Source organism: Magnetospira thiophila, assembly GCF_054657015.1.
The window spans coordinates 1,429,662-1,455,280 of record NZ_BAAHXF010000002.1 but is presented as its reverse complement, the minus strand read 5'-3'; the positions used below and the strand labels follow the sequence as shown (position 1 = coordinate 1,455,280).

Below are 25,619 nucleotides of genomic sequence, written 5' to 3'. Positions count from 1 at the left end.
CGTCCGACTCCCCTAGAAATGTTCGACCCGGTGCAGACCGTCGCGGGCCAGGATGGGTCCAAGCGCTGTAGCCAGCCGGTCCGCCCAACGGGCTGCGCCTTCGGCGGTTTCCACCAGATCCTGCCGAATCTCCACCGCTACATTGGGCAACCCGGCTGACCCGGCGTGCAAGTCGATGGTATAGGCACTTTCGGTCCCTGAATAGGGCTCGTTGTCCCCCACATGCAGGCCCGATTCCTGGCGCAGGGCGGCGATTAACGGCATGGCCAAACGCGGATCGCGATTCCATAACACCCCGATGTGCCAATAGCGATCCTGGCCGTTAAGCGACGGGGTGAAGGTATGGATGGACAACAGGGCCGGGGGCTGTTCGGTGCTGCGCCACAGATGGGCGACGGCGTTGGCGATGGCGTGGTGATAGGGGTGATAGAAGGTCTCGGCACGGCGCAGCATGTCGGACTCGCTGAGTCCCTGGTTGCCGGGAATGGGGGTGCGGTCGCTGATCTCGGGGATGCAGGTCGGATCGCCGAACGGGCGGTTGTTGTCGATCAACAGCCGCGAATATCCGGCCAGCACGGCCACGGCATCAAGCCGTTCGGCCAGCCCTCGCGCCACCCCGTCGGCCCCGATATCGTACGCGATATGGCGCTGAAGGTCGGTGGGTGACAGTCCCAACTGACCGAAGGCGGCGGGAATGGCATTGGAATTGTGGTCGCTGACCAGCAACAGCGGCGCGCGTCCCTTTGGGTTCACCACATGAAACAGCGGCGGGTCGCCGGGACCGAGCCGGTCGAGGGCGTCGGGGTAGGGGGAGGGGTTTCGCAGGGCGTCGTTCATGCTATCACTATAGCGCGACTCAACGGGCGAGGGACAGTATGCGCGGGATCATTTTGGGGATTGCTCTGTGTGTATGTCTCGGGGCGACCGCCGCCCGGGCCGCCGACAGTCGCGCCTGGGTGGTGCGGGCGCTGAATGCCGAACTGGACAAGCCGGGGCCGGACTTTAACCGTCTGGCCTCGCTGACCTTTCCTCTGGCGGAAGGCTTTCAACCCGAACAGGCGGCGGTGGCACGGGTGCTCGACCGGGTGATGGCATTCCTACAGCGGCAGGAGCCCGCCTGCGGCCAATTGCCCGATGTGTTGCTGATGGCCGGGTTCCTGGCCCCAACGGGGCGGACCCTGGAGATCGGCCCGCTCGAAGCGGCGTTCCGCGATTGCGGCACCGGCACCGCCCCCTTTGATACCGCCAACGCCCTGCTTTTTTTCTGTCGTTATACCTCGGAGGATCATCGTCAGCGGGTGCCCGACGGGGTGGCGCGGCTGTTGAAACGGCAACGGCAAGACGGAGCCTTCACCGGCGAAAACGGCAAGCTGGATTTCTATCTGACCACCCATGCGGTGCTGGCCTTACACGACTGCGACGCGGCCCCCGAGGCCCTGCAACGGGGGCAACACTGGATGGTCCAGGCACTTCCCCATTTGGCGCGGGTGGGATTCCTCGACGGTCTGGCCGAAAACCTGATTTTCCTCGATTGGATGCAGGTGCAGGTCCGCGACCGACGGCAAATCCTCGGCTGGCTGGCCCGTCAGGCCAACCCCGACGGCGGCCTGTGCTTCGAGCTTGCAAAGGACTGCCCCTCCCACTGGCACGCCACCAGCCTGTGGCTGTATCTGCGGGATCGCTCGGCGGCTCCCCCTCGATAGTCCCCGGCAGCCAAGGCAGGCGCATTCTCATTAAGCCAGACAGCGGCTCCCAGGGGAAAAAAGGATGCACATCATCCCGGGTCCGTCGCGTGCGGATCCAGCCTTATGTGGAGGTCGTCCCATCGGTCAGACCGAAACCCGGGTCAGCGTTGCTGCCACATGATATCCGGCCTCAATCAGTGCCGTGATCGGGCGATTGGCAGCCTTCGGGACATAGCCCGGTTTCAGCTCTTCCAAATTCAGAGCATCCGTAGAAAAGAAAATGACGAAGGATACTGGGTCAGAGGAATCACGCCCGGTTGACGAACGTCAAAGACCAAGCAGAGGTCCACTCCCCAAACTCCTCCCTGGACAAGCCAAACCATGTTTAACTCAGGGGAGATTTTCTATGAAGTTGCTTAATTCCATATCAGGTCTGGTGGGGGTGATGACCATCGCTGCCGCCGCCTTGTCCGGGGGCGTTGCCCTGGCCGAGGATTTACCGAAACTCACCGATGCCCAACTCAAGCAGGCCAACACCATTTTTTTCCAACGTTGCGCGGGCTGTCACGGCGTATTGCGCAAGGGGGCGACCGGCAAGCCGCTGACCACCGATATTACCCGCGAGCGCGGCGTGGAGGCCTTGGCGGATTTCATTACCTACGGTTCTCCGGCGGGCATGCCCAACTGGGGCACCTCCGGGGAATTGTCTGAAGAGCAGATCAAGTTGATGGCCAACTATCTGCAACTGGAGCCGCAGGTTCCGCCCGAATGGGGCGAAAAGGAAATGCGCGAGAGCTGGAAGCTCCTGGTGGCTCCCAAGGACCGTCCGACCAAACAGATGAATGCGCTCAACCTCAAAAACCTGTTCTCGGTCACCCTGCGCGATTCCGGCCAGGTGGCCCTGATCGACGGCGACACCCATGAAATCGTCACCACCATCAAGACCGGCTATGCGGTACATATCTCCCGCCTGTCGGCTTCTGGGCGCTATCTGTTCGTCATCGGTCGCGATGCCCAGGTCAACATGATCGACCTTTGGATGAAGACTCCGGCCAACGTGGCGCAGATCAAGTTGGGCCTGGAAGCCCGCTCGGTCGAAACATCGAAGATGAAAGGCTGGGAAGACAAATACGCCATCGCGGGGACCTATTGGCCGCCGCAATTCACCCTCATGGATGGCGATACGCTTGAACCGCTGAAGATCGTCTCCACCCGTGGCTACACCGTTGACAGCCCTTCAGAATACCACCCGGAACCGCGTGTGGCGGCCATCGTGGCGTCGCACCACCATCCGGAATTCATCGTCAACGTCAAGGAAACCGGCAAGGTTCTGTTCGTCAACTATGAAGACATCAACAACCTCAAGGTGACGACCGTTTCCACCGAACGCTTCCTTCATGACGGCGGATTCGACTCCACGAAGCGGTATTTCCTGACTGCCGCCAACGCCCGCAACACCATCGTCGTGCTCGATACCCAGGAAGACAAACTGGTCACCATGATCACCGAAGGCGTCGGCGCGACCCCCCATCCGGGACGCGGGGCCAATCTGGTGCACCCGAAATTCGGGCCGGTTTGGGTGACCTCACACCTGGGCGATGAATCTGTGATCCTGATTGGTACGGACCCGGTGAACCATCCGGAATATGCCTGGAAGGTCGTGCAGAAGCTGGAAGGGGCTGGTGGCGGCTCACTGTTCGTCAAGAGCCACCCCAAGTCAAAGAACCTCTGGGTTGATGCGCCGCTGAACTCGGACGAGGAGATCTATCATTCCATCGCCGTCTTCGACACCGACAACCTGGATAAGGGTTTCGTTTCGTTGCCCATCGCTGAATGGGCCGATCTTGGCGAAGGTGCCAAGCGCGTCGTGCAAGGGGAATACAACATGGCCGGTGACGAAGTCTGGTTCTCCGTCTGGAATGGCAAGGAACAGACATCGGCCGTGGTCGTCATCGACGACAAGACCCGCAAGCTGAAAAAGGTGATCAAGGACAAACGTCTGATCACCCCGACCGGCAAGTTCAATGTCTACAACACCATGAATGATATCTACTAAGCAGGCAATTCGGGCGGGGGGCTCCGGTGTCCCCCGCCCTTTCTTCCCCTGTCCAATACGGAGACGATGCCATGAACAGTCTCGGCAAGGTATATCTGGTGGGTGGTGGACCGGGTGACCCGGAACTGTTGACCCGCAAGGCTTACCGCTTGTTGAGCGAAGCAGACGCTGTGGTTTATGATCGCTTGGTCTCGCCGGTGATCGTCGATCTCGTCCCGGAGGGCTGCACCCGGATCTTCGTTGGCAAGGCGTCGGGCCAACACACGTTACAGCAGGACAAAATCAACGAATTATTGGTCACACTGGCGCAGAGCAATCGTCGGGTGGTCCGGCTCAAGGGCGGCGATCCATATATATTTGGGCGCGGCAGTGAAGAGGCGCTGCATCTGGCGCGCCACGGCATTCCCTTCGAAATCGTTCCCGGCATTACCGCCGCTGCCGGAATCAGCGCCGCCACTGGTATTCCGTTGACCCATCGGCGTCTGGCCAGCGGTGTCAAATTCGTCACCGGTCACTGCCGGGATGACGAGGAACTGGATCTGGACTGGAAGTCCCTGGCCGATCCGCAAACCACCATCGTCATCTACATGGGTCTGAGCAAACTCGAAACCCTGAGCCGCGAACTCATCGCTGCCGGGTTGTCGCCCCGAACCCCGGCCGTCGCCGTCGCCAATGGCACCCTGAGGGATCAACGCCAATGTGTTTCAACGCTTGAGGACCTGCCCAACGCCGTAACGGCTGTCGGTCTGATATCGCCGGTGCTCTGTTTGATCGGAGATGTGGTCTCCCTGGCTCATGAATTGAACTGGCAGGGATTGTTTTATGAAACCCGTGACATGCTCAAGGTCAGCGCCTGAAATGCGGACCCTGGTCATTCTTTTGTTGATCCTTGCGGCGGTTCCGGCCCGGGCGGAAATGGTGACGCCACGTCAAGGCGAACTGCTCTATGTGCTGGAACAGGACTGCGGCTCCTGCCATGGCTTGACTCTGCGCGGCGGCCTGGGACCGGCCCTGATGCCGGAACGCTTGCAAGACCGCAGCGCCGGGGATCTGGCCGAAGTGATTTTGGAGGGCGTCCCCGGTACCCCCATGCCGCCTTGGCGACCTTTCTTCAGCCAGCAGGAAGCCCTGTGGCTGGCCCACGTCCTAAAATCAGGAGACATGGTGAAATGAAACCTTGGGCACGTTGGGGCGCGACACTGGTGATGATCGGGCTGGCCTGGACGGCCCAGGCGGACGATTTGCGCGGCACCGGTGATATGGGTCTGATCATTGAGCGGGCAGCGGGTTCGGTGCTGGTGGTCGAAAACACCCACATGACGCAGTTGGGTCGCGTCGAGGGGCTGGGCGACCTCAGCCATGCCTCGGCTGTCTATTCCCGAGACGCCCGTTATGCCTACATTTTCGGGCGTGACGGTGGGCTATCCAAAGTCGATCTTTTGACCCGCACTTTGGTGAATCGGGTGGTGCAGGCGGGCAATGCCATCGGCGGGGCCATTTCCCAGGACGGACGGCTGGTCGCCGTCTCCAACTACGAGCCGGGCGGCGTCAAGGTGTTCGACGCCGACACCTTGGCCCTGGTCGCCGATATCCCGACCGGCTCCAAGGTGGTTGGTCTGGTCGACGCGCCGGGTCAACGCTTCGTCTTTTCGCTGTATAACGAGGGGGCGATCTGGGTCGCCGATCTGAGCGATCCGGCCCAGCCCATTCTGACCAAATTTGAAGATATTGGCGTCCAGCCCTATGACGCGCTGATCACTCCTGATGGGCGCACGTACATCGCCGGCCTGTTCGGTGAAGACGGCATGGCCATGCTTGATCTGTGGCACCTGGAGCAGGGCGTGACGCGCATTCTCGACGGCTATGGCCGGGGCGAGGAACCGCTGCCGGTTTACAAGATGCCGCATTTGGAAGGCTGGGCCATTGCCGGTCGCCGGGCTTTCGTGCCCGCTGTTGGCCGCCACGAGGTCCTGGTCATCGACACGGACACCTGGAAAGAAGTCGGCCGCCTTCCCGTGCATGGTCAACCGGTGTTCGTCATGGCGCAACCCGATGGCCGTCAGGTCTGGGTGAATTTCGCCATGCCCCTGAACGATACGGTCCAGGTTATCGACACGGAGAGTCTGGACATCGTCAAGACCCTCACCCCGGGCAAGGGTGTGCTGCATATGGAATTCACCCCTCGCGGCGAGGCCGTATGGATGAGTGTCCGTGACATGGATCTGGTGCGCGTGCTGGATACGCAGACATTTGACGAATTGAAGCAACTTCCGGCGCAAAAGCCGAGCGGCATCTTCTTCACCTGGCGCGCCGGGCGCATCGGATTGTGAGGGAGCGGCGGCCATGAACGAGAGCGACAAAAGATTGCTTGATGCATTCCAGCACGGCTTTCCGCTCAGCCCACGTCCCTATGCCGTGGTGGCCGAGCAACTGGGGATGAGTGAAGATGATGTGCTCGCCGCATACCGGCGACTGTGCGACGACGGCTATATCAGCCGCATCGGCGCGGTCATTAAGCCCCATACGGTAGGGGCCAGCACCCTGGCCGCCATGTATGTCCCCGAAGATCGCCTCGCCGAAGTCGCGGCCTATGTTTCGGCATTGGATGAGGTCAATCACAATTACCAGCGGGAACATACGTTCAATCTGTGGTTCGTCATCACCGCGCCGAACGAACGGCGAATGGCCCAGGTGCTGACCAGCATTGCCCAGGAAACCGGGCTTTCCGTCATGAGCCTGCCGATGATTGAGGATTATCACTTGGACCTGGGATTTCCCATCATATGGAACTGAACGACACCGATTTGGCGCTCATCGAAGCGCTTTCCGACGGGTTGGAGCTTATCCCCCAACCCTACCGGGCATTGGGAGCACGGGTGGGATTGTCGGAAGCTGAAACCTTGCGGCGGATCGAATCCCTGATCACAAGCGGGGTGATTCGTCGGTTCGGAGTCGTGGTGCACCATCATCGCTTGGGATTGCGGGCCAACGGCATGAGCGTCTGGGACATCGACGATACGGAGGTCGCCGAGATCGGACGGCGCATGGGGGCCTTTCCCTTCGTCACCCTGTGTTACCGGCGTCCACGCCGATTGCCCGACTGGCCCTATAACCTGTTCGCCATGGTCCATGGCTCGAAACGTCAGACGGTCCTGGATCAGGTTGAACAGATGGCCGGGCAATTGGGTCTGAGCGCCCATCCCCATGAGGTTCTATTCAGTGGCCGTCAGTTCAAGCAGCGGGGGGCTCATTACAATTGCCGCCCTCGATCTGGGATGAACCGGGAGGCCGCCGATTGAGCCGCCCACCGCCGCCCCCCTTGGATGCCACTGACCGGGCCATCATCAATGCCCTGCAAGGCGGCTTTCCGCTTTCGGAAACGCCCTATGCCGATGCGGCCCAGGACCTTGGTTTGACGGAAGAAGATCTGATTCGTCGCCTGCGCCATCTTTTGGACAATGGAGCCTTGTCGAGGTTCGGACCCCTCTACCATGCCGAACGACTGGGGGGCGGACTGACCCTTGCGGCCATGCAGGTGCCGCCCGAAGATTTCGACCGGGTCGCGGAACTGGTCAACGCCCGGCCTGAGGTGGCCCACAACTATGCCCGCCACCATGCTTTTAACATGTGGTTCGTGCTGGCCACCGAGACCCCTGAACGGATCGGGGAAGTTTGCCGGGAGATTGAGGCCGCCACCGGATTGGCGGTCCGCAACATGCCCAAGCAGCGCGAATTTTTTATCGGCCTGAGGCTCGACCTGTGAGCGCCCCTCTCGACGATTTGGACCGGGCCATCATCCACGCCACCCAGGACGGCCTGCCGCTGGTCTCGCGCCCCTATGATCGAGTGGGAGCGAGTGTCGGCACGACGGGGGCGGAGGTGCGTGCCCGCCTGACCCGAATGCTCGAAAGCGGCATCATCCGCCGTATCGGGGCTGTCCCCAATCACTATGCCCTTGGCTTCACTGCCAATGGTATGACCGTCTGGGATGTGGACGATGCCCGGGTGCAGGACTTGGGCGAACGGGTCGGGGCGTTGGATTTCGTCTCACACGCCTACCTGCGTCCGCGTCATTTGCCCGACTGGCCGTACAACCTGTTCGCCATGGCCCACGGTCGCGACAAGGCAGAGGTGGAGGACAAGGCGGCCCTGATCCGTAAGCTGCTCGGCGCGGCCTGCCGGGGCGGCGAGGTGCTCTATAGCACCAAAATCCTCAAAAAAACCGGCCTCCGGTTGGTCTCGTAGGGGAACGACGATGTTTCGTATCACCAACATGCTCAAGGAACTCCAAGCCCCGACGGCGGTCGGGCCGCGCCGCGACCCACCGGGGCCGGTGGTGATCTGGAACCTGACCCGGCGCTGCAACCTGACCTGCAAGCACTGCTATGCCCTGGCGGTAGACAAGGATTTTCCGGGCGAATTGACGACCGAGGAGGCCCTGCGCCTGCTCGATGATTTCAAGGCGTTTCGGGTCCCGGCGGTCATCCTGTCCGGCGGCGAACCTTTGCTGCGTCCCGATATTCATCTGATCGCCCGCCGGGCAAAGGCGTTGGGGCTGTATTGCGCGCTGTCCACCAACGGCACCCTGATCGGGCCGGCGGAGATGGACGAGATCGCCGATGTGGGCTACGACTATATCGGTATTTCAATCGACGGCTCACAGGAAACCCACGACAGATTCCGCCGCCTGGATGGGGCTTATGAGTCCTCCATGCAGGCGGTGCGGCAAAGTGTGGCGCGGGGGCTCAAGGTCGGCCTGCGCTTCACCCTGACCCGCGACAATGCCCACGAACTGGATGACATGCTGGCCCTGATGGATGCCGAAGGAATCGAGCGGTTCTATCTATCGCACCTCAATTACGCCGGACGCGGCAACACCAACCGCCGCGACGATGCGGTCTTCAAGATGACCCGCAGCGCCATGGACCGACTGTTCCAATACGGCTGGGACAAACTGCAAGCCGGGACGCCGAAGGAAATCGTCACCGGCAACAACGATGCGGACGGAGTCTACCTGCTGCATTGGGTGGCGCAACGGTTTCCCGAGCGGTTGGACCATCTCAGGCAAAAGCTGGTGCAATGGGGCGGCAATGCTTCCGGTGTCAATGTGGCCAACGTGGACAATGAGGGCAATGTTCATCCAGATACCATGTGGTGGCACAAAACCCTCGGCAACGTGAAAAAGCGTTCGTTTGGGGACATATGGCGTGACACCTCGGACCCCCTGATGGCCGGTCTCAAGGCGCGTCCCCGCAAGGTGCACGGACGCTGTGCCGCCTGCATCCATTTTGACATTTGCGGTGGCAATACCCGGGTGCGGGCCGAGCAGGTGACCGGCGACCCGTGGGCAGAAGATCCCGGATGTTATTTGACCGACGGGGAAATCGGTATCGAAGATAGCACCAGGGAGCGGGTGGCGCTCACACCCTATTCCGCCAGACGCAAGGCAATCGCATGAAAAACATCTCCTGGATTTTAGGTCTTCTTCTCCTTTCAACGGCGGCGCAAGCCGAAGACGCCCCGGCGTTGTTTCAGCAGCATTGCTCCGAATGCCATGGCCCGGGTCGGCTGGGGGCCATCGGCCCGGCCCTGTTGCCGGAAAACCTGGGTCGTTTGAAAAAAGGCGAGGCCGTGCAAGTGATCACGTCCGGGAGGCCCTCAACCCAGATGGCGGGGTTTGGCGACAAGCTGACGTCCGAGGACATCGCTGCCCTCGCCGAGTGGATCTTCACCCCGCTGCCTGAAATGCCCGCCTGGGGATTGGCCGAAATTACCGCCAGCCGAGTGCAGCATGCCGACCCCGCCACTCTGCCCGACAAACCGCAATATCAGGCCGATCCGCTGAACCTGTTCACGGTGGTGGAAGCGGGTGACCATCATGTCACCATCCTCGACGGCGACTCATTCGAACCGCTGTGGCGTTTTCAGAGCCGCTTCGCCCTGCATGGGGGAGCCAAATATTCGCCCGACGGCCGGTTTGTCTATTTGGGATCACGCGACGGCTGGGTCAGCAAATACGACTTGTACAGCCTGCAACCGGTGGCCGAAATCCGCGCCGGGATCAATATGCGCAACATCGCGGTTTCGGCGGATGGACGCTATATTATGGCGGCCAATTACCTGCCCCATTCCCTGGTGCTGCTGAAGGCAGAGGGCCTGACGCCAATCAAGCTGTTTGACGTCAAATCCATGGCCGGGATCAGTTCCCGGGCCAGTGCCGTTTACACCGCCCCGCCGCGTGAGAGTTTCGTCATCGCCCTGAAGGACATCCCCGAAATCTGGGAAATCCAGTATTCCGACCACCCGGAGCCGGTGCCGCTGGGCCTGATTCATAACTACATGCCGCACATGACCGAGGGCGAATTCGATCATGGGCCGTTTCCGGTGCGCCACATTCTGTTGGACGACTACCTGGACGACTTCTTTTTCGATCAGAGTTACCGCCTTCTGGTGGGGGCCGCGCGCAACGGCAAGAATGGGCAGGTGGTGCATCTGGGTGTGGGACGAAAGATTGCCGACATTGATCTTTCCGGCCTGCCGCACCTGGGATCGGGTATCACCTTCGACTATGAAGGGCGCACCGTGCTGGCCACGCCGCATTTGAACGCCGGGACGGTCAGCGTCATCGACATGAAGACCTGGAAGACTCTCAAGCAGATCGAGACCCTCGGCCCCGGCTTCTTCATGCGCAGCCACAAGAATACGCCCTTTGCCTGGGTCGATGTCTTCTTTGGCCCACACAAGGACGTGCTGCATGTGATTGACAAACGGACCCTGGAAATCGTCAAGACCCTGCGCCCCGCACCCGGAAAGACGGCGGCCCATGTGGAGTTTGACCGTAGCGGCACCCATGCGCTGGTGAGCATCTGGGAGACCGACGGCGCCCTGGTCGTCTATGACGCCCAAACCCTCGAGGAGGTCAAGCGCATCCCCATGAACAAGCCGGTGGGCAAGTACAACGTCTTCAACAAGATCACCTACGAAGAAGGCACCAGTCATTGAACGAAAGTCACATTGCGAGAGCAAATTCCGTTGTGGCGACACATGCTTCGACAAGTTCGGTATGAGGACATTCAATTTTTCAATGAGTTAGCCTCACCCTGAGCCTGTCGAAGGGCGAGGCGGGACACTGAAAAACGGCTGTTTCAGCAAGCTGCTAGAGCTTGAAGCCGATCACCGACACGTCGTCGCGGCGGATCTGCGTTCCCTGATAGTCGGCCAGGGCTTGCATCATCGGTTCCATTTGCTGATGGACGGGGCGATCCTGGAGATCCAGCAGCAATTGCTTGAACCGCCGTTTGCCGAACATCTGGTTCTTTTCCCCGCCGACCTGATCCAGGAAGCCGTCGGAGGTCATGTAATAGGTGGCCTCGTCTTCCAGTGACAACTCGATCTGGTCGTAGGTCTGTTGATGCGGGATCTGGCGATATCCGATGCCTTTTTTTGTGCCCTTGTATTCCACTACTTCGCCGTCGCGGACCACGAACAACGGGAAGCGCGCGCCGGAAAAGCTCATCTGGGAGAGTGATTCATTGATATAGCAGGCTCCCAATTCGAGACCGTCGTCGCTGTCGCCTTGGGCACCGTGCTGGCCCAGGGTGACCTGGATGATTTGGTGCATGCGCTGAATCAGGGTGGCGACTTGTCCCGGCGGCACATCGCCCATGGCCTGATCGAGCGCGCCTGAGGCAATAAGCGTCATGAACGCGCCGGGGACGCCATGTCCGGTGCAATCGCCAAGGATGACCAACAGTCCGTTGCCCCAGATATGGCACCAATAGATGTCGCCCCCCACCACGTCGCGCGGTTTCCAGAGCACCAGATGCTCTCGCGTGGTTGCCGCCAGAAGCTCGTCGCCGGTCAGCACGGCCCGTTGAATGTTGGCCGCATAGTCGATGGAACTGGAAATGATGGCGTAGGCCTCGGCCAGTTTGGCCTGGGCCTCCTTGCGTTCGCTGATGTCGCGGAAGGCGACCACCGAGCCGATGGTCTCACCTTCCCGCATCATCGGCGAGGCACTGTATTCGACGGCGAAGGAGGAGCCGTCCTTGCGCCACAGCACCTCATCGTCGATATGCGAGGCCTCGCCTTTGGAATAGGCATGCCACATGGGGCATTCCTCCACCGGATAGGGGCTCCCGTCGAGGTGGCTGTGATGGATGATTTCATGCACCCGGTGGCCCATCAGGGATTCGCGGTCATAGCCCAAAAGATCGAGCGCCCGACCATTGACGAAGATGACTTTGCCGTTCTCGTCGGTCCCGAAAATGCCGTCGCCCACGGATTCCAGCAGCAGGCGGTTTTGCTCCTCGGTCCGCGCCAGTTCCGCCTCGGCCCGCTTGCGTTTGGTGATGTCCAGCAGCCACCCCAGGATGCCCTCTTCACCCCCGAAGGTGATCGGCTGATAGGTGATCAGCAGATCGCGGATCTGTTTGTGGCGGTCATACATGCGAATTTCGCGGTTGCTGACGATGCCGTCGCGGGTCAGCGCTTCCACGAGTCCTTCGCGCACGCCCGGGTCCACATAAAGGTTGGGGGACTCGTCGCCGGGACCGGCCCCGAAGGTTTCAATAAACAGCGGGTTGGCAAAATGGACACGGCCCTTTGTCGAAAAGGCGATGCTCACCGGGCTTTGATCGAGGATATTCTGCAAACGCGCCTTTTCCTCGGCCAGTTCCTGCTCGGCCCGCTTGCGTTCGGTGATGTCGCGCACCATGCCGGTGAAGATCCACTCATCGGCCAGTTGCGCTTCGCCGATTGCCAGATCAATGGGGAAAGTCGAGCCATCCTTGCGCTGTCCGATGACTTCGCGGTTGCTGCCGACGATGCCCGCGGATTTGCCGCTCATGTAGCGCTGCAAATAGCTGTCGTGTTCACCCTTGAACGGTTCCGGCATAAGCATCGTGACGTTCTGCCCCATGACTTCGTCCGCCGTATAGCCAAACATCTTCTCGGCGGCGGGGCTGAAGCTTTCGATGAGGCCCGTCTGGTTGATCACAATGACGCCGTCGACCGCCGTGTCGATGATGCTGCGCAGGCGCGACGTGCGTTCCTCCACCAGATCTTCCAGTTGGTCTTTGTATTCCGCCAACTCCGCCCGGGCGAACTCGGCATCCTCGGCAAGATTCATCGCGGCGACCCGTTCCCGGCGGATGACCTCGCCGGATTTCTCGGCCTTCAGGCGTTCGATGGAGAGCGAGCCGATGAGCCGCGAGAACCCGGCCAGAAAGCCCAGAATGTTCGGCAGCTTTGCCTCCGTCACCACCGGCACGTCCCCGATGGCGGAGAGATAGTCCTGCTCATCAAAGCCGAAGGTTCGCGCCTGTTCGGCAAAAAAGCTCCGGTCCGGCTCCTGGAGCAGGAATTGCCCAATGAACACGTTCGCCACGTGCTCGCCTTCAATGATGATCGGTGAGGCCGCGTCGGTCAGCCCGTTCTTGCAGCGATAGACGGCGAAATCCTTTCCCTTCTGCAGATGGAGCGCCAGATCAGTGTCGCTTTCGATGCAGCGGGCACAGGACTCCTCATGGACCCGATGGAAATCCGTGCAGGCCCGTTGCCAACGGGCGGCGGCCAGCACGTTCCCTTTCAGGTCGATAATCGCCGAGGCGATACCGACGGCGGCGCAAAAGTTCTCCAGCAACTCCTGAAGATGCTTCAGATCCATGATTTCGGCGATGGAAAGCGCTGTTTCAGGGGACTCGTCCTCTTCAAGCGGCGGCTCATCCGAGCCATCCAGAACCTGGAACGGGGTCTCCTGACCCGCCACGAGGCTCAATTGATTGATCTGCCCCTTGAGTTCGATGATCCGCTGTTCCCGCCCCATGGCCAATCGGTTGAAGCGTTCGATTTCCGCCACGTTTTTGCGCAGCAGTTCCTCCGCCGCCTCGGCCTCGGCGCGCGCCTCTTCGGCCCGCAGTCGGGCCTCGTTGGCGGCGTCCCGGGACTTGGTTAGAGAGCGGGTGGCGCTTTGCCCGATCCATACGGACAGCCCGCCCAGACCCAGCGCAGTCAAAACGGTCGCCGCCAGAACAATCATCATGGTGCGGCGCAGATTCCAGAAGGAACCCAGGGCTTCCGCTTCGTCGATTTCAGTCGCCAGCCCGATCCTTAAATCGGCATCCCAGACCCACGCGCCGAGCACCCGGACGCCGCGATAATCCCGATAGCCCTCTATATTCAGTCCCGCACGACCCTCCTTGATGCCCTGTGCCGCGAGGGTCGGCGGCAAGGAGTCCGGATCCATATGGCCCTCTTGGCCCCCTGTCAGATCCCGCCCCGGATCGCGTATCTTGACATGCAACAAAGCCGCTTCCTGTTCCCCGATGAGGCCGATTTTCTGTAAATCCGCGTCAAACCGGCTGGCCGAATTCAGAATGCCATCCTGGTCGAGGGCGTAGGTTTCTCCGGTGAGCCCCAACCGCCCCAGCCGGGTGATGCGGGTGAAATCCTCGGCCGGGTCCCGGGCCACCGCCAGAACGGCAATCACCGATCCTGTGTCGTCGCGGATGGGTGCGGCAAAGAACAACAACGCCTTTTCACCGGCTTTCGGACTGTTCGAGGGGATGAGAAGCGGCGGAATGAATTTGGTTTGGCCCTTGAATACCTGATCAAGCAGGGCCTTATGCCGTGCCGCGATGGGGTTGCCGGTCGCCAGTTCGAAATCCTGGAGGCTGCCAATGCTTATGCCGTCCGGGGCAATGACATGGAATCCCTTGCCGCTGTCCTTGAAGAAACGTCTTTCCATCCACAGACGCAAAAAATTCAGTTCCATGCTGTTTCTCAGAGCCTTGGCGTCCCGGGGCACGAGAAGCAGTTCCTCGGTCATGCGGACCAGTTCCGGGTCCTGGACCATCTTGTCAATGGCGTTCATTTCGCCCGCGGCCCAGATTTTCAGAGCCTCATGGCTCATTTGCAGAACAGTTTTGAGGTTGCTTCCCATTTCCCGGCGGACGTCGCGCTCTGAACTGGCCGTCATCAGCCAGGCCGCCACCACTACGGCCAGCAGATAGATGCCGACCAGCAGCGCACCGGTCCGCTTGATCTCCTCGCCTTCGAAAAACTTCGAGGCGTCCTTGGTCACCCAGCGCCGGATCACCCACTGCAACAGGGCCAACAGCAAAATGAGGCCGACCACGGCGGCCAGGGTGACAAACACCAGCTTGGAGGTTTCGGTTTGCTGATCTTCCGCCGGCTGGGTGACGGCTTCGGCGGACATCCATCGTTCCCGCAGCGGGCGCAGATCATCCTCGCTCACCGAAGCAATGGCTTTTTCCAGGATGTCGCGAAGCTCCGGCCAGTCTTGGCGCACCCCGATGCGCAATTGGTTGAACAAGTCGGGATCGTCAATCCCTCCGGCGACCTTGAGATTACTGAGGAACAACTTGGCGATCAGGTGGGCCTGAATGGCGACACCGGCGATGGTCGCTTCGGCCCGTCCGTCCGACACCATGCGCAGGCAGGCCACCTGATCGGTCGCCAGAACCAGAGGAATTTCCTGGTACTTGCGCTGTAGGATTTCCTGATAGAAGAAACCTTCCGGGATACATACGGACTGACCGTTCAAGTCTTCCAAGGCAGCCAGATCGCTGCTCAGGCGGGTAATGATGACTGGCGGGTTGTCCACGTAAGGGGGTGTGAACAGGATAAATTTCTCCCGGTCCTCGGTCTTCACGATATTGAGCATGACATCGAGGCGCTTGCCGCGAATCATGTCCATGAACTCGTTCCATGTGGGGCCGGTGACGTATTCGACCTTGATCCCCAGGCGTTCGGCCAGCAGGTTCATATAGTCGATGGAATAGCCCTTGGGGGTCCCATTCTCACTGAAATTGAACGGCGCCCAGGTGGTTTCGTTATGGACCCGGACCACCGGATGGGCTTTCAGCCATTGCCGTTCTTCGTTCGTCAGGGGCAGGGTGCTTTGCTTCTCGCTCTCGCTTTGCATGAGAGCGGCCCGCAAAATGGCCCGGCGCTCGGTTTCAGTCAGGGCGTTCAGGGCCTTTTGCAGGATGTCGCGCAAAATCGGCCAGTCCTTGCGCACCCCGATGGTCAGCACCGACGCCGGTTTATCGACCCGTCCGTGAACGGCCAGATTGCCGATCAGTTCCTCCTCGATGATATGCATCGCCACCGCCCGGTTGCCGGCGTAGGCGACGGCCTCGCCGCGCGACACCGCGCCGAGGGCGGTGCTGGTATCGTCATATTCCTGGACGATGATCTCGGGATGGTTCTCGCGGAACCATTTGACATTGCCGAAGCCGCGTTCCAGGGCCAGGATCTTGCCGTTCAGGCTCCCTTCGTCGGCGATATACTCGACATCCTTTCTGGCCACGAATACGTGCGGAATGGAAAGATAGGGTGTAGTAAAATTGTAGGACGCCTCGCGGGCCGGATTGGGGGTGATGTCGAGGAGAGCGGGAAGTCGTTTTTCAGCCACCGCCGCCAGATTTTCCTTCCATGGCCCGGGGCGCAGGCGCAGCACGCCGCCCAGTTTGGTGTTGAGGGCTTCGACCAGGGCAACGCTGACCCCCTGCGGCCGTCCCAGGGAATCCACGTAGCTGACCGGCGGCCAGGAATCCATCATGGCCAGATCGACCACCGGATGGGTCCGCAGCCAGTCGGTTTCCGCGTCGCTCAATAAAACGGCACCCGGATCGCCTTTCGGAGCCAGCCACCTGTCGCGCAATGTCCTGAGTTCGTCCTCGGTCAGCGCATTCAGAGCCTTTTCGAGAATGTTAAACAGCAGGGGCTTGCTGTTATGGACGGCAAGGCGGAGCGATCCGCCCTCTGTGTTGCGGCTCCCGGCCACTTTCAATCCTGGGACAAACTGCCTTTTCTGGGCGCTATTGAACAAGATCAGTGACGTAACATGAGCATCCACGTCCTCCGCCGCCACCTTGGCCAGACCCTCCCCATCGTCGGCGACGATGACCAATTCGCCGTCCCCGATATCCGCCTTGATCTCATCAATCCAGGCCAGCCCTTCAACCGCAGTCACCCGCTTGCCGCGCAGGTCGTTGCGGGCCGAGATGTCCTCCCGACTGTTGCGCGTAATGATGACCACCGGGTCATAGGCGTAGGGTTTGGTGAACTGCACATGCGCCTGGCGTTCCGGGGTGATGGAAAAGCTCAGCGCGCCATCCACCTTCCCCGTCAGCGTGCTGTCGACCAAGTCCGACCATTTGGAAAAAAACTCTGGTTTGATTTCAAGGCCGGTCTTTTGTCCAAGCAGCACCATCAATTGGGGGTTCAGGCCCGAGTATCCGCCGTTCTGATCGAAGATATCCACCGGCTCGATGAAGGTGGTGACGGCCAGCCGGATCGAGGGATTGGCGGAGATCCAGGCCTGTTCCTCGGTGCTGAGAGCAATACGGTTTTTGTCCTGAACATAGAAGTGATCGGCCGGATTGGGCAGCCAGCGGCTTTCAATTTCCGCCATGGTGGCGACCGGGATGGACTGTAGCCCTTCGTTGATCTGTTTGAGCAGGGCCTGATTGCCCTTGGCGACACCTGCATGGACGGCTTTTGCATACAACACCACATCCGAGCGCTGCAAAGCCCCTCCCAGTCCCAAGCGGGCCAGCGACGACTGAATGGAAACGCTTTCGCTTAGAATGGCATCGACTTTCCCCAGCAGCAGGGCATTGATCGTCTGTTGATTATCGTCAAAGGCCTGACGCAGGATGGTCGGATGCTGCTCGGTCAGGAAGCGGTCGTGGACGGTGTCCTTGACCACGCCAACTTTCTTACCGACCAGATTTTCCAGTGTCACCGGCGCGTCCGTGTTGAAGGTAAAGAGCGTGGAACGGGATTCATAGATGGGTTCGGAAAAATCCAGAAACGTCGCGCGCTCCTCGGTCCAATTGAGGCCCGAATGAATATCCGCTTCGCCGTTCTTGAGGGCCTCCAGGGTCCAACTCCAGCCCCCCGAGACGAAGGTGATGGGCCGTCCCGTCGCTTTGCTCCAGGCCCGCCAGATATCGACAAGCAGACCAAACGGCCCGCCGCTCTGATTGACGATGGAAAAGGGAGGATAGTCGTCGGAGATGGCGATGCGCAGGGGCACCGGATCATCGGCAGCCCGAACGACCGGTGCCAGGAGGGCCATCCCGAGCAGGCACCCCACCAGCAATGAAAGAATCCCCCGCACTCTGCCACACCTCGCGCATCAAAATCATGGGGCATTGTGGAGTCCAATATACGCCCGCAAGGGGGCCGTCGTTCAAGGATTATCGTCCCTTCTTCATATTTTTCGGCTGGTTAATCCGGCTAAATTTGCATAATACTGGGGCAGGCATATGATTCATGAGTCTGAATGAGGCGACGTTTATGCTGGCACAAGACATGATCAACCTGCGGAACACCCTGGATGCCAATGACGTCCTGTTTTGCTACAGCGGGCTGGTGACGGAGGATGTGCTGACCGGTATCGGCCTGGGACTCAAGCTGAAGCTGGAGCGCGAGGATACATCGAAGAAAGTGGCCCGTGCCCTGTTTTCCATTTTTGTCGAACAGGTACAGAATATCATCCGCTATTCCATTGAGCGCGACGAGCCGCCGCCCGAATCCGACAAGGAAATCGGTTATGGTGTGCTGGCCGTAGGCAACCGGGAGGATCGATATTTTGTTTCCTGCGCCAACATGATCGCTTTACAAGACGTGCAACGCCTGAGCAGAGCCCTGAAAAACATCCAGTCCATGAGTCACGATGAAATCAAGGCGGCCTATAAAAAAACCCTCAAGGGGGAAGTTCCTGAGGGGTCCAAGGGGGCCGGGGTCGGATTTCTGGACATTGCCATGCGGGCCACTCACGGCTTCGAGTTCGATTTCCTCGACGTCAATGACCAACACGCCTATTTCTGTCTCAAGGCCTACGCATAGGATACAAAAGCAATATGGAAAATATATCCCTCCCCGCCGGCCAACGCACTCCGGGTATTGAATTCGATTTTGCGGCCAACCGTTTCCTCATCTCCGGTGAGTCCTACCCGGAGAACGTCACCGAATTTTTCGGATCGCTGATCGGTGATTTCCAGCAGCATTTGGAGAGTCAGTCTGGGGCGGATATTTTTTTCACCTTTCGGCTCAAGTATTTCAATTCATCGACCGCCAAAGTCCTGATGCTCATTTTGGAATCGTTGGACGAGACCGCCTCGCGAGGCAACAAGGTCACCGTCATCTGGTGCTACGAAGCCGATGACGACAACATGATGGAAATGGGTGAGGAATTCGGCGAGGACCTGGAAAACGCGGACTTCCAACTCCAGGAAATCGACGAATAACACCGTTCTTTCTGGTTTCGACGGAGGAGGGCGTTTTGACCCCGGACTTGAAAAGCCTGACCGTTCTTGTCATCGAGGACGAGGCCTTCATGCGCCGACTGATCGCCCGCATGTTGCGCGATGTGGGGGTCGGCGAGGTGCTTGAGGAATCCGATGGGGCGGCGGGCCTGAAAACCCTGTTGGAGAAGAAGAGTCAAATCGACCTTTTGTTTCTCGATTTGATGATGCCCAAGCTGGACGGTTTCGGTGTCTTGAAGTTCATACGCAATGCCGAGGAAGTGAACGAAAAGGCATTGCCCGTTGTCGTGCTCACCGGCCATGCCGAAGCCGATAAGGTCAAAGAGGCGGCGACCCTTGGAATCAATGGCTATCTGGTCAAGCCGGTCTCCAAGAAAGCCCTCGTGGAGGCCACGGTTCGGGCACTTAAGCGTGCGCCAACACATGGCTGAGGGTGTGCCGGGCGAGGGCGATCTTACATTCGAGGCAGAGACCCATATCCTGCGGCAGGCGGAGGCACGTTGTGCCGAGGAGGCATCGCCGCCGTTCCGCGACTTGACCGACCAATACCGCAAGCTGTTGCGCACGGCGCGCATGCTGGTCCGAATTGCCGACCGCAATGAGCAGGAACTCAAGGCGGCGCAGGCACAAGCCGACGCCGCCAATCGGGCCAAATCCGCTTTCCTGTCGGCCATGAGTCACGAAATCCGCACCCCCATGAACGGCATCGTGGGCCTGGTCGACCTGTTGAGCGAGACCCGGCTGGACGACGACCAGCAGAGCATGTTGCGTACGGTCCGCCAATCCACCCACACCCTATTGCAGATCATCAATGATATTCTCGATGTGTCGAAGATCGAGAGTGGGCGCATGACGCTCGAATCGTTGCCGTTCAATCTCGTGGAAACGACTGAAGGGGTGGCCGAAATTCTGGAAGCCACTGTGCGGGCGAAAAACCTGCACTTGCGCATTGACTACGCCTTGGATTTGCCGCACTGGGTCCTCGGCGATCCGGTCCGGTGGCGGCAGATCCTGTTCAACTTGATCGGCAATGCCCTCAAATTCACCGACCTCGGAGGCATCGTCTCTGTCCATTGGGATACGATCGCGGACTCAAAGCAGTTGCGGTTGCAGGTCACGGATACCGGCATTGGCATGGATCAGGAAACCTGTACCCAACTGTTCCGCCCCTTTGTTCAGGCGGATATTTCGACCACCCGGAAATACGGTGGCACGGGACTTGGTCTGTCCATCGTTCGTCATCTGGCAACCCTCATGGGCGGCGACGTGTCGGTGCAAAGCGCGCCGGGAGTTGGCTCGACCTTTACCGTTGTCGTGCCGTTCATGCCCGCCGCCGCGCCCGATGAGGCGGCAAGCCGCCGGGTGGATCGACGCCTGCTCGACCTGCCGCAACGCCCGGTGCCGAGTCTGGAGGAGGCTCTGGCGAAGGGTCAATTGGTGTTGGTGGCCGAAGACAACCCGACGAACCAGGAGGTGATCCGCCGTCAAATGACTCGTCTCGGTCTGGCGGTGGTCATTGTCGACAACGGGCGTCTGGCCTTGGAGGAACTCCGGCGGCGGTCCTTCGCCGTCCTGCTGACCGACATTCACATGCCGGAAATGGACGGCCTCGAACTGACCCGCCGGATCAAGTCCGGGGAGGCCGGGCACATCCCCCCGATCATCGCCATCACCGCCAATGCGGTGGAGGGCGAGGCGCAAAAGGGACTCGATCTGGGGATGGACGCCTACCTGACCAAACCGCTCGATATCCGGGCTCTCTGGCAGACCCTGTGCCACTTCATACCCCATTTGGAAGGGCCCAAGCCGACCGAAGCCGTGGCGGAAACCCCGCCCCCATCCGGCGGTCTGGACCTGACGTTCCTGATTGAGAATTTCGGCGACGATACGGAGATGCTGGACGAGATCCTTGACGGGTTCGTCGAAACGGCGGCCGAGGATATGGCATTGTTGGCCCAGGCCGTTTCCCAGGGCGAAGAAGAGCAGGTCCGACTGCTCGCCCATCGCCTCAAGTCGGCGGCCCGCACGGTGGGCGCGCATGCCCTCGCCGAGAGCTGCGCCATCCTGGAAAAAGTGAAAAGCGATGGCGAATGGACCATCCTGCCGAGGCAATTCCAGACCCTCAAGGACCATTGGCAAACCACCCGTCAGGCCATCACCGCCCGTTCCTGGCACCCATAGGGTCAAGCGCGTCCCGGCACTTCCTGAAGACCGTAACGTCACGATTGCGACTTGTTGGGTTGGAGGAATAAACGTGTCGATGGCGAAATTTTCTGCTAGAATGCTAGGTCAGGACTCAGAAGGAGCCTCGTGCCACACCAGAAGGAGACGCACACCATGGCCGTCTTTATCCCCGGAAAAACCTCCAACACCGTTAGTTCGTATGCGTCGAACCTGCTGCTGTCGCAAATGCAGAACGCGCAGTCGAAGAAAGTTCAGGAGGAATCCAACAAGATTTCCAACGAGTTTCAGACCGATATCAACGCCAAGAAGGCCGAGGTCGATGCCTACAAGGAACTGGCCGCCAGTATTGGCGAGGTGACCACCTTCCTGTCGAAAACCACCGGGCAGGCCAAAAGTATCCTGTCCAATATTGATGCCATGATTCGGCTTGTGGTCTCCTCCGAACAGACCGATAGCGGCTATGGGAACTATGGCAAGACCTTCGATAATTTTCTCAAACGTATCGACGCGGCCACCGAAAGTGGCGGGGTGACCAAGAATCCTCTCAGTCGCGTAGAGCCGGATGTTTTCTACAAAACCAGTCGCTATGGCGGATCGCAGCGGGTGCAGGGCAACTATCTGGGCGACAGCTATCGGATCGTCGATCAGAATGGCAAGGTCTGGGTGCCGGATCATACTTCAAAGCTGTTGAAGCAATATGATTCATATCCCGACGATCCGACCAAGGTGAACTATTCCATGGAACACGGCGTGCGCTTCGATAGCGTGAGCGGGAGTACGGTTACTTTCACCCTCAATCCAGATTCCGGGACCCCGGAAGTCATGACCGGCACCTTCACTGGCAAGGGGCTTTCGGTGGGCAATGCCTGGTACTATGAGCATCTCAATACAACGGATGGCCGCACCCGTGCCAAGGAGGATTTGTACGACGCCAAGGCAGCGGCCAAGGTCGAGGTGGCACGCTATGAAAGCGCCTTCGCCATCGCCAAATTCTACGAAGAGGAAGCGAAGTCCAAGGCTCAAGGATTGACCGAGGATGTCAACAATCTGTTGGTCGAGAAAGCCAAGGCGGTGCAGGAGAAGCAATACAAGCTGGCCCAGGAATACGAGGCGGCCCAGGGCCGGGTCATTTCCGCCATGTCCTTGAAGGTGGACTATAATTTCATGTTCCGCGGACTGACGGGCAGGAACAAGGTGGCGCAGATGTTGCTCAATATCAACGTCTAGCCGCTTGCTGAAAACGCCGTTTTTCAGTGTCCCGCCTCGCCCTTCGACAGGCTCAGGGTGAGGCTAACTCATTGAGTATTAAAGTCCTCATGCTGAGCTTGTCGAAGTATGAGCTTGTCGAAGCATGTGTCGCCACATCCGCCAAATCTGACTTTTTCAGCAAGCTGTTAAAGCAAATTTTGGTAACTGGGGCAAAAGTCCGGGCGGTGGTGGCCGACGGACTCACAATTGGTTGAATCGGCCACTGTTTCATGATTCTGTGGGGCATGGTCAAGCCACGCCCAGATATTGATGCGTTTTCGCCGTTGGTGCTCAAGCCGCTGGCGCTGGGGCTGCTGGAAGAGAATGCCCGGCTGTCGTCGGAGAATGCGGCGTTGCGCGAGGAGATCGCGCGCTTGAAACCCGGATCCGTCACCAGGAATTTTCCCGCATCCAAATTGCCACGACTTTGACCTTCCGGGGGTCGATTTCGGCGACACGTTTTCCGATTGGCGGAGGGATCTGGATTTTCGGGAGGACATAGTCGCGCAAATACAATCTTAGCGTTATTTTATTTGGTTTTGGGCGCGTTTTGACGCCGCCCGGTCACGGGGCGGTCCGACTTTGGGGCGGATGTTGGGTGCCGCGATTACGTCGGCGCGAGGTTTCGCCAGGCGGTGAAGAAGGCGTCTTTGTAAGGATAGGCGTCGGGCATGGCGATCTTGATGCGGCGTACCGAGGTGATGACGCGGGCGCCGATTTTGAGCAGTTTTTGGCGAAGGGTGTCGGGCGCGGCCTTGGCCAAATCGGTGCCTTTCAGTCCGCGCAGGCGAAGGTGCGTCAGCAGCACGTAAGCGAAGCCGGCGAGGATCAGGCGCAACTGATTGGGCTTGAACCCGTGGGCCGAGGTCTGGTGGCCGAACAGGTCGAGTTGGCAGTCTTTGATGCGGTTTTCCATGTCACCGCGCGGGCAGTAGATGTTCTGGTAGATGGCGCGGGGCATGGCGTCGCGGTCGTTGAAGAATTTCTTCGCCTCCGGGATGACCCAGTCGCTGTTCCAGTCCAGGGAGGTCACCAGGAAACGCACGCGCTGTTCGTGGCCGGGCCGGTGCAGAACCTTGGCAATAACGTGGCGGGGCCGCGGCCAGCTTTTGGATTTGGGGCGGTGGGAGAAGTGGCCGAACATCTCGACGGGCGCGTTGGTATCGATCATGGCCACGGCGGCGCGGCTTCGGGTCATGCGGGCCTTGTGCAGAAGATAGCTGTTGCGGGCCAGCCCGAAAATATAATCGACACCATTGGCCTCGCACCAGTTCATCAGGTTGTTGCGGGCGAAGCCGGAGTCGCCCCGGACCAGAATCTTCACCGCAGGCCAGTGCTTGCGGATCAGCCCGACGATGCGCCGGATTGCCTTCTTTGCGTCACGGGCCCCATCCACATTGCCTTCGCGCAGCTTGGACAACAGCAGGTGCGGGCCGCAGGTGATGTAGAGCGGCAGGAAGCACCGGTGCTCATAGTATCCGTTGAAGAACCCGCCGTCCTGATGGCCGTGGGTCTCGATGTCGGTGGCGTCGATGTCGAGTGTGATGCGCTCGGGCGGCGCATCATGGCTTTCGACGAACAGGTTGACGTAGAGGTCCTGGAGTTGCGCCGGCTTGGCGGAAAACTTGTGATAGCGCTGATCGCCGTCGGCGAAGCTCTGTTCCAGCCGTCCGATGGTGGAAGCGGCGGCTAGGCGCGAGGGGGCGTATCCGCGCGTTTTCTTTGGCGTGGCGATCAGCTTCAGCAAAGGATCAAAGCGCAGACTGTCATGATCGCTGACATCCTCGTAGCCCAAGGCGATGGCCATGACCCGTTGGGCCAGCAGGTCGGGCAGAGCGTGGGCCACCCTGGCAGGGTCGCGGAAATCGTCGAAATGCTCGGCCATGCGCGACCACAAATCCAGTCGCGTCGCGGTTTCGCGCAACAGCAACCCGCCCGCGTCGGAGGTGATCTTCCCGCCGTCGAAGGCGGCCAGGACGGTGCGGGGTCCGAAGTCGGAGAACTGCATGGCGTATCCTCACTATCGTATTGATAACACGATGAATTGTAGCGAATTCGGCCGCGCCGGTGGATCAAAAAGCGCGGGTGTCGGCATTGTTTTTTTGTTAGGCTGGCGATCCGTTTCACCCCCTGCCGGAGAGGTCCCGTGCCCGTCAGCAAGAACCGCCGCAAGGACGGCAAGAAAGCCGCCAAACCCAACAGCCCGAAAGTCCAGCCGGAGCCGCGCGATCCCTTGGTGGATTTGGTGAGCGATCCGGCTTTGTCGCGGGATGCGTCCATGGCGGGGCGCGCGGCCATGGAGGCGATGATGGCGTGATTGCAGCGTGGGATGTACATGGATGCCCCCGGCGGTGAGGCGGGTGACAATCCGCTCGACCGGGCGCAGGAACTGATGTTCGATGCCTGGGAATGCGCGGCCAAACGGGACCGGGTCGCGCTGGCGAAGCAGGCTCTGAAACTCTCGGAATTGTGCGCCGACGCGTGGAGCTTGTTGGCCCAAGAGGCGGCGAAAACCATAATCGAAGCGCACGGCTATCTGGAAAAAGCCGTGGCCGCCGGCGAAGCGGCGGTGCGCCAGGAGCTAGGTCCAGACGCCTTCGAGGAGGAGGAAGGGCACTTCTGGGGAATTCTGGAAACCCGCCCCTACATGCGCGCCCGCGCCGCCCTGGCCGAGTGCCTGTGGGACATGGGCGCGCGCGACGACGCCGTCGCCCACTGGCGCGACATGCTGCGGCTGTGCCCGGGCGACAACCTCGGCATCCGCCATATCCTGGGCCCGAAACTGCTCGATCTCAACCAACTCGCCACCGCCCGCGCCTTGCTCGAAGAGTACGAAGAGCCGGACTTCGCCGAATGGGGCTATAGCTATGCGTTGCTCCAGTTCAAACAAGGCGGCACCACTTCCGGTGCGACCAAGGCCCTGAAGGCGGCCATCAAAAACAACCCCCATGTGCCCGCCTACCTGCTCGGTGCCAAGCGCCTGCCCAAAACCATGCCCGCCGGATACGCCCTGGGCTCCAAAGAAGAAGCCGTCCTTTACGTCATCAACGCCGTCGAAACCTGGACATCGACCAAGGGTGCCCTCATCTGGCTCGACGACATCGCCAAAAACACACTGTAAATTTTGAAGGGATCAGATCCACA

General features: G+C 60.0%; 22 protein-coding genes. 19 read left to right on the top strand and 3 right to left on the bottom strand.

What is annotated here, in order from left to right; genetic code table 11:
* Nucleotides 1-12: 12 nt before the first annotated feature.
* Complete coding sequence (locus ACYQ1P_RS16545) at nt 13-837, bottom strand: N-formylglutamate amidohydrolase (protein ID WP_460021450.1); 825 nt, start codon at nt 835-837, stop codon at nt 13-15.
* Nucleotides 838-875: 38 nt separating this feature from the next.
* Between ACYQ1P_RS16545 and ACYQ1P_RS16540 the strand changes: the two genes are divergently transcribed.
* The 11 genes from ACYQ1P_RS16540 to ACYQ1P_RS16490 all read left to right on the top strand — a co-directional run bounded on the left by ACYQ1P_RS16540 (nt 876) and on the right by ACYQ1P_RS16490 (nt 10,743).
* Nucleotides 876-1,703, top strand: coding sequence for a hypothetical protein (locus ACYQ1P_RS16540; RefSeq protein ID WP_460021449.1), 828 nt, complete (start codon nt 876-878; stop codon nt 1,701-1,703).
* Nucleotides 1,704-2,091: 388 nt separating this feature from the next.
* Nucleotides 2,092-3,741: a cytochrome D1 domain-containing protein gene (locus ACYQ1P_RS16535; RefSeq protein WP_460021448.1), complete on the top strand. Its 1,650-nt coding sequence runs from the start codon at nt 2,092-2,094 to the stop codon at nt 3,739-3,741.
* Nucleotides 3,742-3,812: 71 nt separating this feature from the next.
* Nucleotides 3,813-4,598, top strand: coding sequence for a uroporphyrinogen-III C-methyltransferase (gene cobA / locus ACYQ1P_RS16530; protein ID WP_460021447.1), 786 nt, complete (start codon nt 3,813-3,815; stop codon nt 4,596-4,598).
* Nucleotide 4,599: 1 nt separating this feature from the next.
* Nucleotides 4,600-4,914: a c-type cytochrome gene (locus ACYQ1P_RS16525; protein ID WP_460021446.1), complete on the top strand. Its 315-nt coding sequence runs from the start codon at nt 4,600-4,602 to the stop codon at nt 4,912-4,914.
* On the top strand, nt 4,911-6,071 hold the full coding sequence (locus ACYQ1P_RS16520; RefSeq protein ID WP_460021445.1) for a cytochrome D1 domain-containing protein: 1,161 nt from the start codon (nt 4,911-4,913) through the stop codon (nt 6,069-6,071). The genes ACYQ1P_RS16525 and ACYQ1P_RS16520 overlap by 4 nt, the downstream gene beginning before the upstream one ends.
* 13 nt (nt 6,072-6,084) lie before the next feature.
* Nucleotides 6,085-6,534, top strand: coding sequence for an Lrp/AsnC family transcriptional regulator (locus ACYQ1P_RS16515; RefSeq protein ID WP_460021444.1), 450 nt, complete (start codon nt 6,085-6,087; stop codon nt 6,532-6,534).
* A complete protein-coding gene (gene ahbB / locus ACYQ1P_RS16510; RefSeq protein WP_460021443.1) occupies nt 6,525-7,040 on the top strand; it encodes a siroheme decarboxylase subunit beta in 516 nt (171 codons plus the stop codon). The genes ACYQ1P_RS16515 and ahbB (ACYQ1P_RS16510) overlap by 10 nt, the downstream gene beginning before the upstream one ends.
* Nucleotides 7,037-7,504 carry an Lrp/AsnC family transcriptional regulator gene (locus ACYQ1P_RS16505; RefSeq protein WP_460021442.1) on the top strand — a complete coding sequence of 156 codons (468 nt, stop codon included), beginning with the start codon at nt 7,037-7,039 and terminating at the stop codon, nt 7,502-7,504. The genes ahbB (ACYQ1P_RS16510) and ACYQ1P_RS16505 overlap by 4 nt, the downstream gene beginning before the upstream one ends.
* Complete coding sequence (ahbB, locus tag ACYQ1P_RS16500; RefSeq protein ID WP_460021441.1) at nt 7,501-7,986, top strand: siroheme decarboxylase subunit beta; 486 nt, start codon at nt 7,501-7,503, stop codon at nt 7,984-7,986. Before ACYQ1P_RS16505 ends, ahbB (ACYQ1P_RS16500) begins: the two co-directional genes overlap by 4 nt.
* A 10-nt stretch (nt 7,987-7,996) precedes the next feature.
* Complete coding sequence (gene nirJ, locus ACYQ1P_RS16495; protein ID WP_460021440.1) at nt 7,997-9,199, top strand: heme d1 biosynthesis radical SAM protein NirJ; 1,203 nt, start codon at nt 7,997-7,999, stop codon at nt 9,197-9,199.
* Nucleotides 9,196-10,743 (top strand): cytochrome D1 domain-containing protein, encoded by a 1,548-nt coding sequence (locus tag ACYQ1P_RS16490; protein ID WP_460021439.1) that lies wholly within the window; start codon nt 9,196-9,198, stop codon nt 10,741-10,743. Before nirJ ends, ACYQ1P_RS16490 begins: the two co-directional genes overlap by 4 nt.
* 154 nt (nt 10,744-10,897) lie before the next feature.
* Here the strand turns inward: ACYQ1P_RS16490 and ACYQ1P_RS16485 are convergent, their stop codons facing one another.
* On the bottom strand, nt 10,898-17,851 hold the full coding sequence (locus ACYQ1P_RS16485; RefSeq protein ID WP_460021438.1) for a transporter substrate-binding domain-containing protein: 6,954 nt from the start codon (nt 17,849-17,851) through the stop codon (nt 10,898-10,900).
* 221 nt (nt 17,852-18,072) lie between these two features.
* On the opposite strand from ACYQ1P_RS16485, the gene ACYQ1P_RS16480 reads away from it, so the two are divergent.
* The 6 genes from ACYQ1P_RS16480 (at nt 18,073) to ACYQ1P_RS16455 (ending at nt 22,906) form a co-directional block, all read left to right on the top strand.
* A complete protein-coding gene (locus tag ACYQ1P_RS16480; RefSeq protein WP_460021437.1) occupies nt 18,073-18,624 on the top strand; it encodes a SiaB family protein kinase in 552 nt (183 codons plus the stop codon).
* A 14-nt stretch (nt 18,625-18,638) separates the two neighbouring features.
* Nucleotides 18,639-19,025: a DUF1987 domain-containing protein gene (locus tag ACYQ1P_RS16475; protein WP_460021436.1), complete on the top strand. Its 387-nt coding sequence runs from the start codon at nt 18,639-18,641 to the stop codon at nt 19,023-19,025.
* A 35-nt stretch (nt 19,026-19,060) separates the two neighbouring features.
* The gene (locus tag ACYQ1P_RS16470; RefSeq protein WP_460021435.1) at nt 19,061-19,474 is read left to right on the top strand and encodes a response regulator; all 414 of its coding nucleotides are present in this window, start codon (nt 19,061-19,063) and stop codon (nt 19,472-19,474) included.
* On the top strand, nt 19,467-21,224 hold the full coding sequence (locus ACYQ1P_RS16465) for an ATP-binding protein (protein WP_460021434.1): 1,758 nt from the start codon (nt 19,467-19,469) through the stop codon (nt 21,222-21,224). Before ACYQ1P_RS16470 ends, ACYQ1P_RS16465 begins: the two co-directional genes overlap by 8 nt.
* Nucleotides 21,225-21,380: 156 nt before the next feature.
* Complete coding sequence (locus tag ACYQ1P_RS16460; RefSeq protein WP_460021433.1) at nt 21,381-22,454, top strand: hypothetical protein; 1,074 nt, start codon at nt 21,381-21,383, stop codon at nt 22,452-22,454.
* Between the two features lie 251 nt (nt 22,455-22,705).
* On the top strand, nt 22,706-22,906 hold the full coding sequence (locus ACYQ1P_RS16455) for a hypothetical protein (protein ID WP_460021432.1): 201 nt from the start codon (nt 22,706-22,708) through the stop codon (nt 22,904-22,906).
* A gap of 176 nt (nt 22,907-23,082) precedes the next feature.
* Here the strand turns inward: ACYQ1P_RS16455 and ACYQ1P_RS16450 are convergent, their stop codons facing one another.
* Nucleotides 23,083-24,483, bottom strand: a complete 1,401-nt coding sequence (locus ACYQ1P_RS16450) for an IS1380 family transposase (protein ID WP_460021431.1) — start codon at nt 24,481-24,483, stop codon at nt 23,083-23,085.
* A 138-nt stretch (nt 24,484-24,621) separates the two neighbouring features.
* On the opposite strand from ACYQ1P_RS16450, the gene ACYQ1P_RS16445 reads away from it, so the two are divergent.
* Both ACYQ1P_RS16445 and ACYQ1P_RS16440 read left to right on the top strand, forming a co-directional pair.
* Nucleotides 24,622-24,792 (top strand): hypothetical protein, encoded by a 171-nt coding sequence (locus ACYQ1P_RS16445; RefSeq protein ID WP_460021430.1) that lies wholly within the window; start codon nt 24,622-24,624, stop codon nt 24,790-24,792.
* A gap of 18 nt (nt 24,793-24,810) precedes the next feature.
* Complete coding sequence (locus tag ACYQ1P_RS16440; RefSeq protein WP_460021429.1) at nt 24,811-25,596, top strand: hypothetical protein; 786 nt, start codon at nt 24,811-24,813, stop codon at nt 25,594-25,596.
* Nucleotides 25,597-25,619 lie beyond the last annotated feature (23 nt).

What these genes read in the sequence shown, in the direction of transcription:
- ACYQ1P_RS16450 (WP_460021431.1), bottom strand. Translation starts at nt 24,483, where the DNA reads ATGCAGTTCTCCGACTTCGGACCCCGCACCGTCCTGGCCGCCTTCGAC.
- cobA (WP_460021447.1), top strand. Translation starts at nt 3,813, where the DNA reads ATGAACAGTCTCGGCAAGGTATATCTGGTGGGTGGTGGACCGGGTGAC.
- ACYQ1P_RS16440 (WP_460021429.1), top strand. Translation starts at nt 24,811, where the DNA reads ATGGATGCCCCCGGCGGTGAGGCGGGTGACAATCCGCTCGACCGGGCG.
- ACYQ1P_RS16490 (WP_460021439.1), top strand. Translation starts at nt 9,196, where the DNA reads ATGAAAAACATCTCCTGGATTTTAGGTCTTCTTCTCCTTTCAACGGCG.
- ACYQ1P_RS16525 (WP_460021446.1), top strand. Translation starts at nt 4,600, where the DNA reads ATGCGGACCCTGGTCATTCTTTTGTTGATCCTTGCGGCGGTTCCGGCC.
- nirJ (WP_460021440.1), top strand. Translation starts at nt 7,997, where the DNA reads ATGTTTCGTATCACCAACATGCTCAAGGAACTCCAAGCCCCGACGGCG.
- ACYQ1P_RS16535 (WP_460021448.1), top strand. Translation starts at nt 2,092, where the DNA reads ATGAAGTTGCTTAATTCCATATCAGGTCTGGTGGGGGTGATGACCATC.
- ACYQ1P_RS16545 (WP_460021450.1), bottom strand. Translation starts at nt 837, where the DNA reads ATGAACGACGCCCTGCGAAACCCCTCCCCCTACCCCGACGCCCTCGAC.
- ACYQ1P_RS16520 (WP_460021445.1), top strand. Translation starts at nt 4,911, where the DNA reads ATGAAACCTTGGGCACGTTGGGGCGCGACACTGGTGATGATCGGGCTG.
- ahbB (WP_460021443.1), top strand. Translation starts at nt 6,525, where the DNA reads ATGGAACTGAACGACACCGATTTGGCGCTCATCGAAGCGCTTTCCGAC.
- ACYQ1P_RS16465 (WP_460021434.1), top strand. Translation starts at nt 19,467, where the DNA reads ATGGCTGAGGGTGTGCCGGGCGAGGGCGATCTTACATTCGAGGCAGAG.
- ACYQ1P_RS16475 (WP_460021436.1), top strand. Translation starts at nt 18,639, where the DNA reads ATGGAAAATATATCCCTCCCCGCCGGCCAACGCACTCCGGGTATTGAA.
- ACYQ1P_RS16540 (WP_460021449.1), top strand. Translation starts at nt 876, where the DNA reads ATGCGCGGGATCATTTTGGGGATTGCTCTGTGTGTATGTCTCGGGGCG.
- ACYQ1P_RS16485 (WP_460021438.1), bottom strand. Translation starts at nt 17,851, where the DNA reads ATGGCCCTCCTGGCACCGGTCGTTCGGGCTGCCGATGATCCGGTGCCC.
- ACYQ1P_RS16480 (WP_460021437.1), top strand. Translation starts at nt 18,073, where the DNA reads ATGCTGGCACAAGACATGATCAACCTGCGGAACACCCTGGATGCCAAT.
- ACYQ1P_RS16455 (WP_460021432.1), top strand. Translation starts at nt 22,706, where the DNA reads ATGATTCTGTGGGGCATGGTCAAGCCACGCCCAGATATTGATGCGTTT.
- ACYQ1P_RS16515 (WP_460021444.1), top strand. Translation starts at nt 6,085, where the DNA reads ATGAACGAGAGCGACAAAAGATTGCTTGATGCATTCCAGCACGGCTTT.
- ACYQ1P_RS16460 (WP_460021433.1), top strand. Translation starts at nt 21,381, where the DNA reads ATGGCCGTCTTTATCCCCGGAAAAACCTCCAACACCGTTAGTTCGTAT.